The sequence below is a fragment of the Empedobacter sp. UBA7248 genome, assembly GCF_002472945.1.
Lineage (GTDB): Bacteria > Bacteroidota > Bacteroidia > Flavobacteriales > Weeksellaceae > Empedobacter > Empedobacter falsenii_C.
Window position 1 is genome coordinate 425,419 of record NZ_DKSU01000005.1, and the last position, 15,223, is coordinate 440,641.

At 29.8% G+C, this 15,223-nt stretch carries 16 protein-coding genes and 1 pseudogene; 5 read left to right on the forward strand and 12 right to left on the reverse strand.

The window, feature by feature from the left end; genetic code table 11:
* Window positions 1-15: 15 nt before the first annotated feature.
* The 5 genes and pseudogenes from B4A23_RS04320 (at window position 16) to B4A23_RS04340 (ending at window position 4,135) form a co-directional block, all read left to right on the forward strand.
* Complete coding sequence (locus tag B4A23_RS04320; RefSeq protein ID WP_291117268.1) at window positions 16-1,149, forward strand: site-specific integrase; 1,134 nt, start codon at window positions 16-18, stop codon at window positions 1,147-1,149.
* Between the two features lie 29 nt (window positions 1,150-1,178).
* Window positions 1,179-1,763, forward strand: a complete 585-nt coding sequence (locus B4A23_RS04325; protein WP_291117271.1) for a hypothetical protein — start codon at window positions 1,179-1,181, stop codon at window positions 1,761-1,763.
* A gap of 78 nt (window positions 1,764-1,841) precedes the next feature.
* Complete coding sequence (locus B4A23_RS04330) at window positions 1,842-2,129, forward strand: helix-turn-helix transcriptional regulator (protein ID WP_291117274.1); 288 nt, start codon at window positions 1,842-1,844, stop codon at window positions 2,127-2,129.
* Window positions 2,130-2,626: 497 nt separating this feature from the next.
* Window positions 2,627-3,019, forward strand: coding sequence for a single-stranded DNA-binding protein (locus B4A23_RS04335; protein ID WP_291117479.1), 393 nt, complete (start codon window positions 2,627-2,629; stop codon window positions 3,017-3,019).
* A 42-nt stretch (window positions 3,020-3,061) separates the two neighbouring features.
* Window positions 3,062-4,135: pseudogene (locus B4A23_RS04340) on the forward strand (DUF932 domain-containing protein).
* Between the two features lie 793 nt (window positions 4,136-4,928).
* Here the strand turns inward: B4A23_RS04340 and B4A23_RS04345 are convergent.
* The 12 genes from B4A23_RS04345 to arsB all read right to left on the reverse strand — a co-directional run bounded on the left by B4A23_RS04345 (window position 4,929) and on the right by arsB (window position 15,221).
* Window positions 4,929-5,411, reverse strand: coding sequence for a DUF3872 domain-containing protein (locus B4A23_RS04345; protein WP_291117277.1), 483 nt, complete (start codon window positions 5,409-5,411; stop codon window positions 4,929-4,931).
* 10 nt (window positions 5,412-5,421) lie between these two features.
* Complete coding sequence (locus B4A23_RS04350) at window positions 5,422-5,985, reverse strand: conjugal transfer protein TraO (protein WP_291117280.1); 564 nt, start codon at window positions 5,983-5,985, stop codon at window positions 5,422-5,424.
* Between the two features lie 18 nt (window positions 5,986-6,003).
* Window positions 6,004-6,888: a conjugative transposon protein TraN gene (gene traN / locus B4A23_RS04355; RefSeq protein ID WP_291117283.1), complete on the reverse strand. Its 885-nt coding sequence runs from the start codon at window positions 6,886-6,888 to the stop codon at window positions 6,004-6,006.
* 27 nt (window positions 6,889-6,915) lie between these two features.
* On the reverse strand, window positions 6,916-8,250 hold the full coding sequence (gene traM, locus B4A23_RS04360; RefSeq protein WP_291117286.1) for a conjugative transposon protein TraM: 1,335 nt from the start codon (window positions 8,248-8,250) through the stop codon (window positions 6,916-6,918).
* A 2-nt stretch (window positions 8,251-8,252) separates the two neighbouring features.
* Entirely contained in the window at window positions 8,253-8,522 is a 270-nt protein-coding gene (locus B4A23_RS04365) for a hypothetical protein (protein ID WP_291117289.1), read from the reverse strand.
* A gap of 10 nt (window positions 8,523-8,532) precedes the next feature.
* A complete protein-coding gene (traK, locus tag B4A23_RS04370) occupies window positions 8,533-9,156 on the reverse strand; it encodes a conjugative transposon protein TraK (RefSeq protein ID WP_291117292.1) in 624 nt (207 codons plus the stop codon).
* A gap of 21 nt (window positions 9,157-9,177) precedes the next feature.
* Window positions 9,178-10,170 carry a conjugative transposon protein TraJ gene (gene traJ, locus B4A23_RS04375; protein WP_291117295.1) on the reverse strand — a complete coding sequence of 331 codons (993 nt, stop codon included), beginning with the start codon at window positions 10,168-10,170 and terminating at the stop codon, window positions 9,178-9,180.
* A 2-nt stretch (window positions 10,171-10,172) separates the two neighbouring features.
* Window positions 10,173-10,802: a DUF4141 domain-containing protein gene (locus tag B4A23_RS04380; protein WP_291117298.1), complete on the reverse strand. Its 630-nt coding sequence runs from the start codon at window positions 10,800-10,802 to the stop codon at window positions 10,173-10,175.
* Window positions 10,803-10,828: 26 nt separating this feature from the next.
* Entirely contained in the window at window positions 10,829-13,330 is a 2,502-nt protein-coding gene (locus B4A23_RS04385) for a TraG family conjugative transposon ATPase (protein WP_291117301.1), read from the reverse strand.
* Window positions 13,327-13,659 carry a DUF4133 domain-containing protein gene (locus B4A23_RS04390; RefSeq protein ID WP_291117304.1) on the reverse strand — a complete coding sequence of 111 codons (333 nt, stop codon included), beginning with the start codon at window positions 13,657-13,659 and terminating at the stop codon, window positions 13,327-13,329. Before B4A23_RS04390 ends, B4A23_RS04385 begins: the two co-directional genes overlap by 4 nt.
* A 10-nt stretch (window positions 13,660-13,669) precedes the next feature.
* Complete coding sequence (locus tag B4A23_RS04395; RefSeq protein ID WP_291117307.1) at window positions 13,670-13,975, reverse strand: DUF4134 domain-containing protein; 306 nt, start codon at window positions 13,973-13,975, stop codon at window positions 13,670-13,672.
* 217 nt (window positions 13,976-14,192) lie between these two features.
* Complete coding sequence (gene arsB / locus B4A23_RS04400) at window positions 14,193-15,221, reverse strand: ACR3 family arsenite efflux transporter (protein WP_291117310.1); 1,029 nt, start codon at window positions 15,219-15,221, stop codon at window positions 14,193-14,195.
* Between the last annotated feature and the right edge of the window lie 2 nt (window positions 15,222-15,223).

The following is a 15,223-nucleotide window of genomic DNA, read 5'->3' on the forward strand; positions in this document are numbered from 1 at the left end:
TCTAATTTTTCAAATATGAAAATAAGCTTAAAACAAAAAAAATTAAAATCCGGCAAAATCAGTCTTTATCTTGAATTCTATAAAGGTTCAAAATTTGATAATTATGGAAAAGCAATACATTTACGTGAGTTTGAATATTTAAAACTTCATTTACATCCGGATCCCAAAACCCATGAAGAAAAAAGAAAAAATAAAGAAAACCTTGAATTGGCCGAAAATATATTTGCTATTCGAAAATCTGAATATATTCAAGGTAAGTATGGGATTATTGATAGAGAAAAAGCAAATATTACTTTATACGAATACTTCGATCAATTAAAAGAACATCGATCTTCCTATTTATCTAATTACGGTACTTGGATATCTGTAAAAAGATATATAGTTCAATACTTTCACCCTTCTACAACTTTATCAGAAATTACAATTGAATCAATTAATGGATTTAAACGCTTTTTAGATAAAGAAGCCATCACAAAAAACGGAACTCCATTAAAACATGGAACAAAATATTCTTATTTCAATAGATTTAGAGCTACTATTAAACAAGCTTATGAAGAAGGATATATAACAAATAATAAATTACTTAGAATTAAATCTTTTGAAGAAAAAGAATCACAACGTGAATTTTTAACTTTTGAAGAAGTTCAAGCATTAGCTAATACAGATTGTAAATATAATGTATTAAAACGAGCTTTTCTTTTTAGTTGTTTAACTGGATTACGTTGGAGTGATATTTATAAACTTTCTTGGAATGAGGTTAGAGACGAAAATAATGATCATCGTATTTTTTTTAAACAGCAAAAAACTGATGATTTAGAATATATGTATATCAGTAAACAAGCAAGAGATTTATTAGGAGAAAGAGACCATACAAACCCAAGGGTATTTGTTAATTTAAATTATGGTTCTGGTACAAACTCTGAATTATTGAGATGGTGTATGAAAGCAGGTATTACTAAACATATTACCTTTCATTGTGCCAGACATACAGCAGCTACTTTACAATTAGAATTTGGAGCAGATCTATATACTGTTATGAAATTTTTAGGACATAAAGATATTCGTACAACTCAAATATACGCACATATTATGGATAACAAAATGAAAGAAACCGCAAATCTATTACCAACTTTAAATTTTGAATTATAATGTTGGTACTTCATATAATTAACGCAATAATGATAATAGGATTATCAATAGGAATTTTCTTATTCGTCTTCAATAAATTTGATTTGCAAGTTAAAGTTAAAATATTACCCATAACAACAATAATTTTAAGTCTCATATTTGGTCTTCAAGCCTATTATACCAATGATTTTATGACTTTACAAATCTGGATTTGCATTTTTCTATTTTCAATTTCAATTTTATATGCCTATAAAATAAATAATAATAAAATTAGTCCATTGTCAAAAGCTAATTCTATGTTGAATAATCAACTAGATAATATTAAGTTGAATGAAATTTACGCTTTTTTTAAATTAAATGAATTATTAACTAACGATATGAATTTTCAGGAATTTAAAGAGGCTTTTTTAAAAACTCCTATATATCTAAACATGGATGTTCCTTCACTACGAGAATTTTTTAATTACTTAAAAATTCAAAAAGGAGTTTATATAAAAAACATTGAAAACGATTTCTTACAATTCTTTATTAATTCTAAAACGAATGAAAACTATAAATACAATCAATTTATAAGTACATCTAAACCAATTTCTAAACTTAGTAATAAAATCAAAGAATTATTCAACCATTTTTAATTTGTTTCCAATATTTCCAACTTATACATCCTTAACAAATAAGCATATTTACCTCATTAATAATTAAAACAAAATAATATGAACAATTTAATTTTAGAAAAACTTACAATAATAGAAGAACTATTATTTGAGAAAAAAAAAGTATTAAATCCTGTAGAATTATCTAAATATACAGGCTATTCCAAATCTACAATATACAAAATGGTGCAGAATAATATAATTCCCTATTCTAAACCAAATGGAAAACATTTATTCTTTGATAGAGAAAAAATAGATGAATGGTTATTAACAAACACCTCTAAAGATAGTTCTCAATTAAAAAAAGAAGCAAGAGATTTTGTAAATAGGAATAGAAAATACAAATAAAAAAAGAATCACTTAAGCAGGATACAATATCCTGCTTTTTTATTTTCAATATTTTTTATTGTAATAGAACTTTCATCTCATTCGTCTTAATCATTCGATTAAAAGTACAATTACAATTTTTTTATAGAAAATTGAAAAACTTTTCTCAAACAATCACTCTATAGAACCGTTTTTCAAATCTCTATTTGTTAAATACTATAATTTAATAATAACAATTTTCCATAATTAACCGATAAAAAGGCAGCCAATCTATGGCAATCACCGTTTCTTTTATCCTAGTCAAAAGACTACGGCATAAACGGTTTCCTCCCTAAAGTACCCTCCAATTATTCCGTTTCCTTTTGACTTTTGCTTTTAATTGCCTTGAAAGTCTGCTTTCTTTTTTTCGGTTTTTCTTTTGAAAAATATGCAAGAAGCAAGGTCGAAAAACCTTACAAGCTTGTAATAGAAATAAAAGAAACAGTTTAAAAAATGTATAATTCAAAAATTAAAAAATGATGAACATTATTGGAAGATTGACTAGAGATGCGGAGGTACGCACTACGTCACAAGACAAGCAAGTTGTAAATTTTTCTATAGCGATCACTGAAAGCTACAGAAATAAACAAGGCGAACAAATTAAACAGACCATTTATTTTGATTGTTCTTATTGGATTTCCGTAAAAGTGGCAGAACTACTAACCAAAGGAACTTTGGTTGAACTTTTCGAAAGAATAAGCGCAAGAGCATGGACAAATACAGATGTATTACCAAAAGCAGGTTTAAATTTACTTACTTCAAGAATTAAAATTCACGGAGGTCGTCAGAATTTTGAATCAATACAACCTACTCAAAAAGTAGAAAATAACAATATTGTTACAAATAATTCTGAAGATGACCTTTCTTTTTAACCTTCAAATTCACTTTAATATTCATTACAAAAACTTTAAATTATGGCACATAATATCAATTACAATGAACAAACAGGACGTTATTCATTTTTAAGTGTAAAGGAAAAAGCTTGGCACGGATTAGGACAAATTGTTGAACAATATCCAACAAGCGAGGAAGCAATAAAATACGCTGGTTTAGATTATGAGGTTGTTAAATCTCCTTTATTTACAAATGGTTCAAAAATTAAGACAGATTTTAATCATTTAGAAATAAGCCAAAATGCGTTAGAAGTTCCTAACTATTTCGCTAACATACGCACCGATAACAATACCGTTTTAGGTATAGTTGGAAAAGATTACCATATTGTACAAAATCGTGAAGCCTTTAATTTCTTTGATGCAATTGTAGGTGGTGACGATGGTATTTTATACGAAACAGCTTGAGCACTAGGAAAAGGTGAACGAATTTTTATTACAGCTAAATTACCTGATTATATCCGTGTTGGAAATGGAGATGATGTTACAGAAAAATATATTTTTCTAACAACTTCTCACGATGGTAGTGGTAGTATTACAGCAGCATTTACACCAATTCGTATCGTTTGCCAAAATAAATTAAATGCCTCACTTCGAAATATGACCAATGTTGTCCGCATCAAACATACTTCTGGTGCTAAACAGCGTATTGAAAATGCACATAAAATTATGGGATTAGCAAACACATTAAGCTCTCAATTAAAAAATATTTTTAATCATTGGACAACTATTAAAGTTACTGATATTGAAGTTAAAAAATTAATTCAATTGGCACTTTGTCCAAAAAAAGAAACCCTTGATTTACTTAAAAAAGGTGCAGACGATGAAATTTCAACTATGTTTAAGAACACAATTGACGACGCTTTTCAGTATGCCATGTTAAGTGATACACAATTAATGGATACAACAAAAGGCACGTTGTATGGCGCTTATAATGCTGTTACAGGTTATTTTCAGAATGTAAGAAATTATAAAAATGATGAAGCAAAATTACAAAGTATTGTGTTGGGAGGAACTGCTCAAATTAAATCTCAAAAAGCATTTGAATTATGTACTGATTTTGCACAATTCGGAAACGAAATCTTAAATTTTAATTAATTAAAAAAAGTGACCGCCTTGATAGGCGGTTACTTTATGCAATCAATATTTTTAACGAATTACATTTCGCAAAAATGACATTTCTCTCTATATCTGGAAACCCATTTTTGCAATAAAACAGATACAATCACATCAAAAAATTAAAATTTCTTGAAGATATTGTGATTTTTTGCGTCGGATATTCACTATCCGAATGGTTAAAAATAGGGAAGTAAAAATGCAATTCCTCACTTCATTCAGAAACCCATTTTTGCAATAAAACAGATACAATCACATCAATAAATTAAAACTTCTCGAAGAGATTGCGATTTTCAATTTCGGATACTCATTATCCGAAAAGTTTAGTATTGAAAAAACAAAAAAGCAATTATTCCTTTTCGTCATAATCGCTTTTTTGTATGTTAAATTGATACAATCCCTATGATAAAAATATTTTTTACAAAGAGATTGTGTGTTATTTAAATCGGATTAATCCCATCCAAAATGTTTAAAATCCATTTAGATAATTTGGTTTTCATAATGTCCAATCAATATACTACGGTTCTGATCGAATATTCTTGATTTAAAATGATAAAATAACGCAGATTTTATGTCAATATTTTGAATATCTCTTATATCGAATTGTACGTTAAATCCATTCTCAGGAACAATGATTGTAATTGGTATAATCTCTGAAATTTTCACTTCAAAATCATTCAAAAAACATATGATATCAAACTTTAAAAATTTTTCATTTTGATTAAGTATTCGTCGTACATCTTTATCTATACGTGGTTTACCTATCCAAATTGTATTAAAATTTATTTGCATGATTTGTCTTACTAACATTAATATTATTGTGATTATCACGATGATTAAACTGAAAACTAATTTGTTTATCGTTTCCAAATTGATCCGAAATCCATACAACAAAAGATTGAGAAACGGATGATGTAGAGGTATAATATAATCTAAATTGACCATTCGGTATTACATATAAATCATTTGGAATATAAGGATCTTCTTGATTGTATTGTAATATTCCATCTCCATCAAATTGGAAATAACGAAGTTTATATTCAGTATCTTTATAATGACCAGTTGATTCAATTTTAAACCGGATTTCAACAGTTTGTCCTTTGCTTATTTCTTTTGGAACTGGCATTACATTCACTTCAAATGGAAAATTAGCTTGAATATCTAATTCATTATCCGTTTGACAGGAGAATAGAAATGAAAATATATAAATGGTTAAATATTGAATTATTCGACTTGTATTTTTATAAAGTAATTTCATATTTCTGATTTTATAAGTTATATCGTATTCCAATCCCTACTGATGGTCGAAATTGTTCTAAAGTTGTTCCCCAAAATAACTTCATTTGACCACGAAGAAGTAATACTAATTTGTCCGATAAATAGGTCTCAATTGATAATCTTGAACCTACGCCATATAAAAAATTATCTTCATTCAAAATTTCTGATCCATCATATAAAACCTTATCACCTCGATTGATTGTTTCATAGCCTACTACAGCTGACAAAGCAAAATTTAAACTAATATTTCGTTGTGAATCTCCTATCAAAAAGAAATTATATCCACCTTCTGCCGTATACGTTTCATGAGGAATTAGATGATGATTATATATGAAATAGCGATGTGAATATGCTATATCCCAAAGTTGATAGTTTCCATTTTTTCTATTTATTATTAACCCAATATTGAGTGCGTAATCATTTCCAATTTTAGTATTAGACAATTGACTATATACTATTTCTATTCCTTTCTTTTTTGGAATCATTCGTTGTGCTTGAACATCAAATAATGCAGTTAAAAGAATTAAAACTGTTAAACTATATTTTCTAAACATCTTATTTTGTTTTAAGTTTTAATTCTTGTCTGTAATTAATTTAGCATGAATTAATTCAGAGTTTTCAAGTTGTAATGTTTGATGTCTTCCTCCATTTTTCTCAAAAATATCAATATATAGAGCCTGATCTTCTGAAAGTGTAAAATGATCCATCACAAATATATTTCGTACTATTGATTTACCTTTTATAATATCTAATGATTGATAATTCCTTACTGGACTTAAGTGTCGATTCTGAACAACAGTGCGTTTAACCAATTTCTTATCTGCAATTTTAAAATGGATATAATCTACTTCAAATGCTACATTACTTCTATTCTTGAATTCTAAATGAAAATAATATTTCCCTTCATTATGATAAATGCTTTTTAAAATAAATTGAATCCCATATTTGGCAGCTCCTATATGTTTAATAATTGGTTTATTCTTCTTATAAATGTTCTCCATTATCAAATCTGTTGTAGGAATTGACTCTTCTCCCAATTCTGCAAAATGGATTTTATTTTCAGCTATATTGCCGAATTCTTTTTCCATTTTAGATAAATAAAAACTTAAATTTTCAGGAAATAAACTGTAATACACATTGAAATTATAGAATTGACCATCATTCGTGATAACTGAAAAGTTTGTTTCTGGTACGAAGTCTTTCACAGCGGCTTTAATTCGTAATACATTCTCAGCATCTTCTGCTTTTTCTGCAATGATGTAATCACTCCCTAAATCCACATATCGAATATTTGAAGGAAATATGAGATGAGATGTTTTATCGTAGGTAACACTCATTAAATAAGGTTCTATTTTACCTAATGACAATGGAGATTGAACCTTTTTTTGTGCAAAAAGAAGTTGATTAGCTCCAAGAATTAAAAATAGAAATAAGATATGTTTGTATTGTTTTTTCATTTTTTTCGTTTTGAAATTAATATCACATTATTGTTTAGCTACAAGTAAAACTTGTAAGCCAGCTTTGAGTGTTACTTTCGGCATTCTTATTTTTTTTGAAAAATAACCCGAAACTCCTTGTACTACTCCACGCCCAAGATCAGATGCTAATTGTTGTCCTGCTGATTGAGTCATCATAATACTTGCTCCAGACGTTTGACTCATATTAGCAGCCATTTCAGTCAATGCATTTATTTCTTGTGAATTAGAAACGCTTAATCCTTGTTGACCATCTAAATCATAAACATTAAGCTCTACTTGTAGAATAGATTCATTGATTTCAATAGAATTAATTTTTAGTATCAATCTACCATTTGATAATTTTGCATTGGCTGAAATAATTGTTCCTTTGGGCAAATAATGTTGCAGTGTTTGTGCGGATTCAAGTAAGCGTAATTTAACAACAGCATCTCCAATTATCGTTTGTGTTTCGTGCACACATGCTTTAATTGTATTTTTAGACTGCGCAGCTTCATAGTTTCTACCAATGGTTGTAAATTCTCTATTCTCAATCAGCAGTGAATGATCTTCAACTTCTCGAAACAAACTCGAAACTGGATTTTTCTTTGCTGATAGAATTGAAACAATATAATCTTTCTCTTGTTTAGATACTACTTCAATTTTTGATTCTTTTTCAGAAACTTTTGGAATAGAATTATGTTCTTGTTGACCATTTACTGGAAGATATTTAGCTGCCAATTGATAGGATTTTTCCATTAATTCAATTTGATCATTCATCGTAATTGGCTTAGGAATATCTTGATTGGCTAATTGCGATTTGAGTGATGAAATTTGCCTTTTTAATTCAGTTGTTTCTGTTTGATTCGGTTGATGAAATGAACTTAATTCTGATTGCATATTTCGGTAACTATTCAACGTTTGATTGTTCGTTTCACCTCCATAATTTTTATCATTTGATTGATAATTTTGTAATTCATTTTGCTTATTCATCAAACTATTTTCACTTTCCTGATTCAGATAATCAGAAAGTGTGGTCAAAGCATGCTCTTTTTCTTGATTTTTAATTGCCAACATTTCTTGCTCATATGCTTTTGCTTTGTCCATCAGTAATCCAGCATCTGTTCCTGGCGGAACTGCATCATTCAATCCTTTTTCATCTAACTCATTTTCATTTTGCGAAGGACGAAAAATGAAATAAAAACAACTGATACAAGCGATAATCATTAGACTAAAAACAAGTGTTTTTTTAAATTTTTCGAACAATTGTTTTTGATTGTCTGGTGAATTTTGAAAGGTTTTATCATCGTTTTGATGATCATCTCCTACCATTAATTTGACTTGATTTTCATTATTTTCCTTCATAGTTACATTTTTTTATGAATTGTTGAACTACTATCAATTACACTATTTGAATCTTTACTATTTTGAAAAGGTTGTTTGATATGTTCTACATGAATTGATTCTTTATTGGACGCTACATCAAAGCCTATTTTTATAAAAACAATTACACTGAATAAGCCATATACCAAAAAAAAAGTCAATAAATACTGATGTTGTTTTTCCAATGATAGTTGTTGCCATTGGTTATCTATTCGTTTAAGAAATTGCGATAATTTTAATTTTATTTTATTCATCTTCAAAAGTTTAACGTTCAACTACTTCGAGGTCTTTATTTTCAAGTACCTCAAATTTTTCAATATTAAAACCTTGTGGATTATTGTCTGACCGAACTGAATTCAGCAATTGACATGTAGTAATTAATTGTCGTTTTGTAACATTACTAGAACGAATAATGTATTGTTTTGCATAGGTTTTTACAGCATATGGATAGTGATTAAAATCGCTGACTATACTGTCAACTTCTAATCGTTGTTGTACATTACCTGAAATTATTCGGTTATAATATCCTTTTTCTGCCAAATCATTGTAATAATCAAATGCACTTTTATCTGCAAGTTGAAAAGCTCGTTTCATATTATTTTCAATTGCATTTTTATCAGGTGCAAGTGTAAAAAAGAGTTCATGGAAACGTCGGATATGTTCCCTTGCTTCAACGGGACGATTGAGATTAATATCTTGAGATAATGCAAGCATTAATGATTTTCCTTGATCTAGTACATAGATTTTTTGACGTTGTTTTTCTGAAAATTTATAGGATTGCCAAAGTGCAATTCCTACAACTGTACTACAAAAAATCACAAACAAAATAGCGTAAAGCCTGATTTGTTTGAAACTGTTTTCAATATTTCGTAAAGTTTTAAATTCCATAATAATCAAATATTTGATACATTATTTTAGTAATTGACCACTGATATTTCCTGTTACCGAACCAGCACCAGCACTTGCAATATTTCCAGCTGTTTCAGCTGTTTTAGTTACATTACGCATAAAGTTTCCTGCTCCACCTGCTTGAATTACCCAACTTGTAACTGTTGGAATTGTAAAGTATCCTATAATCCCAATGATCATAAAAATGATGTAAATAGTATTCGAACTATCTGGAATAAAGTTTGGGTCAGCAAGCATTTCTATATCACGTTCTAGAATTAAAGATTGTATACGTGCAAGCATTGCGCTAAATAAATCTGAAACGGGTAACCATAAATAAACACTGATGTATCTTCTGAGCCATTGGGTGAGTGTAATTTGAAATCCATCCCAAACAGAAATTGCAAAAGCAATTGGACCGAGTATAGAAAGTACGATTAGAAAAAATGTACGTATTGTATCAATTACTAAAGCTGACGCTTGAAACAATATTTCTAAGAAATTTCGGAACCAATCTTTAAAGGCTTTACTGATTTGATAAGTTGTTCGATCCATATACATTGCAGCCATTGCTCCAATATCATAAGCTGACCATCCTAATTCATCCAATTTCTTATCAAATTCTTCATCTGAAATTAAAAAGGCGGTTTCTGGATTCCGTACAATAGCTTCATATTCCAATATATCTTTTTGTTCTTGTAATTTTTTTAAATCAATAACTTGACTTTCTAAAATCGAATGAGTTCCTGTAACAACTGGACTTAAAACAGAGTTAAGAGTTCCTAAAACAAGAGTTGGAAAGAACAAAATACAAAGTCCTAATCCAAATGGACGTAATAAAGGATAAAAATCTATCGGCTCAGCTCTACTTATGGTTTGCCAAACCTTGATGGCTACATAAAAAAGCGCACCCAAACCTGCAAGTCCTTTTGCCACCGCTGCCATATCAGCAGCGAGCGGCATCATCTCATCATATAGACTTCGTAGTACTTCATGTAAATTTTCATTTTGCATGATTACCAATATTTTTGGGTTGATGTTCCATACAGATCAAGCACTCTTTTTGCATCATTTTTCTTTTTGGCTCTTAAATAGCTTACCGATATATTTTTATTGGTGTAATAGCGAACTAAATTGTGGTAATCTTTTACTTCTTTATAAACACGATCAATGATGTCCATTCGTTCCTTATCATTTAATGATAAATTTGTAGCGTTTACAATTTGCTTGAGTTCTTTTAATAATGCTGTACTTTCATTTAATAGAACTGCATATCCATTTCCAATAGCCACTAATTCTTTTGGTGAAAAATTTGGATCATTCATCATTTTACCAAAATTATGGACATACATTTCAGAAACATCTCCGATTAAGAGTACAGTTTGTTGTACTTTTCGTGCATCTTTTACCAAATTATTGACGGCTTTTAATTTGTCGTAATATTCTTTTCCTTGTTCGTAAACTTTCTTTACCTCATTGAAATTTTTAACAACATTACTAACGGTTGAAGAAGTTTGTACAATTTCATTGGCACTATTTAAAATTCCTGATGCTAAATTTGTTGGATCTGTTACAACAAATTGTGCTTTTACGATTTGTGGTACTGATGATAGCATCAATAAACACATGATGATTAATTTTTTCATTTTTTTTGTTTTGGTGATTTGAATAATTACTTGATTTTTTCGCGTTTCAACATCGCGATGTGTTTGATGGCAAGTTCAATGTCTCCGCCCAATTCTGTAGCCAACTTCATCAGTTCAACTTTTTCTGTTTCTTCTGTGGTGTAGGCAAAATATTCTTCAGACGAAACTTCGGTTGCATAAACAGCTGAATGTGTTCCCCCTAATCCAATCCAAACTTCTTTATACAATCTATTTGGATCATTGTTCATATTAATGGAAAGAATTTGTGCTTTTTCTTTTTCAGTTAATCCAAGCATCGCTTGTATATCATCAAATTTATTCATGTACTTTCGTTGATCAAGTAAAATCTTGCAATCAGAGTTATTGATGATACTTTCTTTTACAATGGGTGATTGAATGATATCATCCACTTCTTGTGTTACGACAATGGCTTCTCCAAAAAATTTTCGAACTGTTTTGAATAGATATTTGATGTATTCTGCCATACCTTCTTTGGCAATGGCTTTCCAAGCTTCTTCAATTAAAATAAGTTTCCTAATACCCTTTAGCCTTCTCATTTTATTGATAAAAACCTCCATGATGATGATTGTTACAATAGGAAAAAGTATCTTGTGATCCTTGATTGCATCAATTTCGAATACGATAAATCGTTTAGAAAGTAAATCCAATTCTTTGTCAGAATTAAGTAAATAATCGTATTCACCACCTTTGTAATAGGGTTCCAATACATTTAGAAAATTAGCAATATCAAAATCCTTTTCACGAACTTGCTTTTCTTCCAATACTTTTCTGTAATCTCCTTTTACATAGTCATAAAAACCATTGAATGAAGGGAATGCATTCTCACGTTTGATTTGATCAATGTATCCACTCACAGCATTGGAAAGTGCTACTTCTTCAGCACGTGTTGGTGGTTCATCATCTCGTTTCCAAAGTGTCAAAATCAACGTTTTGATACTTTCTCGTTTCTCTATATCAAAAACCCCATCATCTGTATAAAATGGATTAAAAGCAATCGGATTATCTTCGGTATAAGTAAAATAGACACCATCTTTTCCTTTTGTTTTCGCTTTGATTAATTCACATAATCCTTGATACGAATTTCCCGTATCGACCAATAAAACATGTGCACCTTGTTCATAATACTGTCGAACCATATGATTGGTAAAAAAGGATTTTCCACTACCAGATGGTCCTAAAATGAATTTATTACGATTGGTAATCATTCCTTTCTTCATCGGCAAATCGGAAATATCCAATTGAATAGGCTTTCCTGTTAATCGATCTACCATTTTAATTCCAAATGGTGATGGTGAATTATGATAATTGGTTTCTTCTGTAAAAAAACATAAAGCAGGTTCAATAAATGTATAAAAGCTTTCCTCGCTTGGAAAATCTCCTGCATTACCTGGAATCGCTGACCAGAATAAAGTCGCTACATCTGTAGTATTGTGTCTAGGTTTACATTCCATCAGTGCTAAAGCACTTCCACAATCATTTTTAATTTGCTTCAATTCGCTTGGATCTTCTGACCACGCCATCACATTGAAATGAGCACGAATAGAAGAAAGTCCAAAACTATGTGCCTCATTCAAATACTGTTCTATCCATTCTTTGTTAATTTGATTTGCTCTACTATATCGTGCTAATGAATACATGTTTCGAGCTGATTTCTCAAATTTTTGAAGATTACTTTCACTATTATCTAAGAACAAATATTGATTGTAAATGTGATTACAATTTAATAACAATCCCACAGGAGAAGCAAATGATAAACGACAATCGCTTCGGTCAGTTGATAGTTTTTCAAAACGTACATCTGCTGAAACACTACTTGGTAAATCATCTGTATCAGACAACGTATGTAAACTCAATCTTTTATTACCCACTCGAACTTCTTCAGTTCCTAATGCAATATCTTGCATGGATTCAGTTGATTCTTTTGAAAGTGTTAAGTAGTTTTCTAAAAGTCCTTGTTTTCCATCATTTCCAATTATTTCATCTTCATTTAATCTTCTTAATTTAACTAATCCACTATCATTGATAATTCGCTCAAATTGTGAAACAGCTTCCATAAAATGCTGTATCACTTCTTTATCCCGAATCTCTTTTGGTATGAGTACACCTTTACACAGCGAACTAAAATCACTCTGCATTCGCATACGTTCTTTCGAAGTCTTCGTTAAAAACAAATAGCAATAATGATTGAGAAATGGACGTTCATTAAAATGTCGTTGAAAAGATTTTGAAAGAAAACTTTGATTTTCTTCATTTAAATTTGGAGCATAATTTTCTTTGATGTACCAATCTTGTTTATGAATAATTGTATAGTCAGGTAAAGTTTTGATAGCCTTATGCCATACTGAATGAATTGTTTCATATTCGGCTGATTCAACCGTAAATAGTTCGGGTAATTGAACTTCAAAACAAATAGTAATATCAGCATCTTTGGAAATGATACAATTGTTTTCGACAGCTAACAATGGAAATTTGTTTTCAAGAGTGGTAATTCGTGCTTTATTTCTCATCGTATTACACGTTTTGAATTAAACTTCACATAACGTTTAACAGCTTTACGACAAATAATAAATTGAGGATGCTTTTTTTTGGCACTTCTTTTCATCAATCCATGTTCACTATATTTTTTGTTCAATCGAAAGGTTTGAAATATAATTAACAGAGATAACAAAATCCCAATAATTAAACAGACATAAGAATTTACATTTGCCATATAGAGAATCATCACCAAAAGTAAAACACCTAAAAGCCCACCTGCAAAAATGAAGAGATACTGTGCTTTAAGTCCTTTGAATTCTACGGTTCTTCCTATTCCTTTGTTAATGTTGTAGTTTTTCATACACCCAGTTTTAAAGGAAAAATGAACGTAGAATAGTTGCAGCTACAATTAAGAAAATACAGGCGCCAAACCATGAAGCGGCTGTTTTACTCGTGTCAGGATCGCCTGAACTAAATTTATTATAGACTTTTACTCCTCCAATAAGTCCAACGACTGCACCAATTGCATAGATTAATTTTGTAGCTGGATCGAAATAAGATGTAACCATTTGGGTGGCTTCATTTATTCCAGCTGATCCATTACCTTGGGCGAAGACTAAAATACCTGAAAGGAAAATAAATGTTGTCAGAAATAACTTGTTGTTTTGTTTTTCCATAATTGAATTTCTTTGTTTTTAATGTTCACTCGATGTGAACTTTCGAAAACAAAGATGTTCTGAAAATGGATGTTAGAAGTTAAAATGGAAGTTGGTGGAATTGTTTGGAAATAAATGGTATAATAATATTAAAATTGAATATAAGATCAACATAGTAGATGTAAGGATAGGTTCAATAAAAAATAAAAGAGACTGCCTTATAAGACAGTCTCTTTTATTAATAATATCTATTCTTTAGCCGTAAACTTGCTTTCACTAACAATATCAACACAGGTACTTCTATCAAAGGTCCGATAACACCCACAAATGCTTGTGATGAGTGTAAACCAAATACGGCAATAGAAACCGCGATTGCTAATTCAAAATTATTTCCTGTAGCAGTAAAAGCGATTGAAGCATTTTTATCGTAAGGAATTTTTAACCATTTATTGATAAAAAAACTTACAAAAAACATCAATACAAAATAAATAATTAGAGGAATCGCTACTTTAATTACATCCATTGGTAATTCTAAGATTTTATTTCCTTTTAAACTAAACATCAAAACAATTGTGAACAATAAAGCGTACAATGTAATGGGAGAAATTGTGGGAATAAATTTGTGATTATACCATTCTTTTCCTTTTGATTTCATCAAAAAATAACGGCTTACAAATCCCGTTAAAAATGGAATTCCTAAATAAATTAGCACACTTTCAGTAACTGCTTTCATCGAAACAGAAACATTAAAATTTGCTAGACCTAATTTATTTGGTAAAACATTGATAAATAACCAAACTAAAAAACCGTACGAAAGTATCTGAAATAAACTATTTAGAGCAACTAACATTGCTGTATATTCTCTATTAGCTTTTGCTAAATCACTCCATACAATCACCATTGCAATGCATCTTGCTAAACCAATTAAGATTAAACCTGCCATGTAATCGGGTTCGTTTCTTAGAAAAAGAACAGCTAAACCAAACATTAAAAAAGTACCGACAAACCAATTAAGAAATAGCGATATCCCAACTACTTTTTTATCTTTAAAAGCGGTAGACAATAGAGAAAAATCAACTTTTGCCAATGGCGGATACATCATTAATATTAACCCTATTGCCAAAGGAATATTAGTTGTTCCTATACTCAAACTATTTATATTTTCTGATAGATTTGGAAAAACAGAACCAATTCCAACACCAAGAGACATTGCAAGAAAAATCCAAAGCGTAAGATATCTGTCTAAAAATTTTAATTTTGGTTGCATTA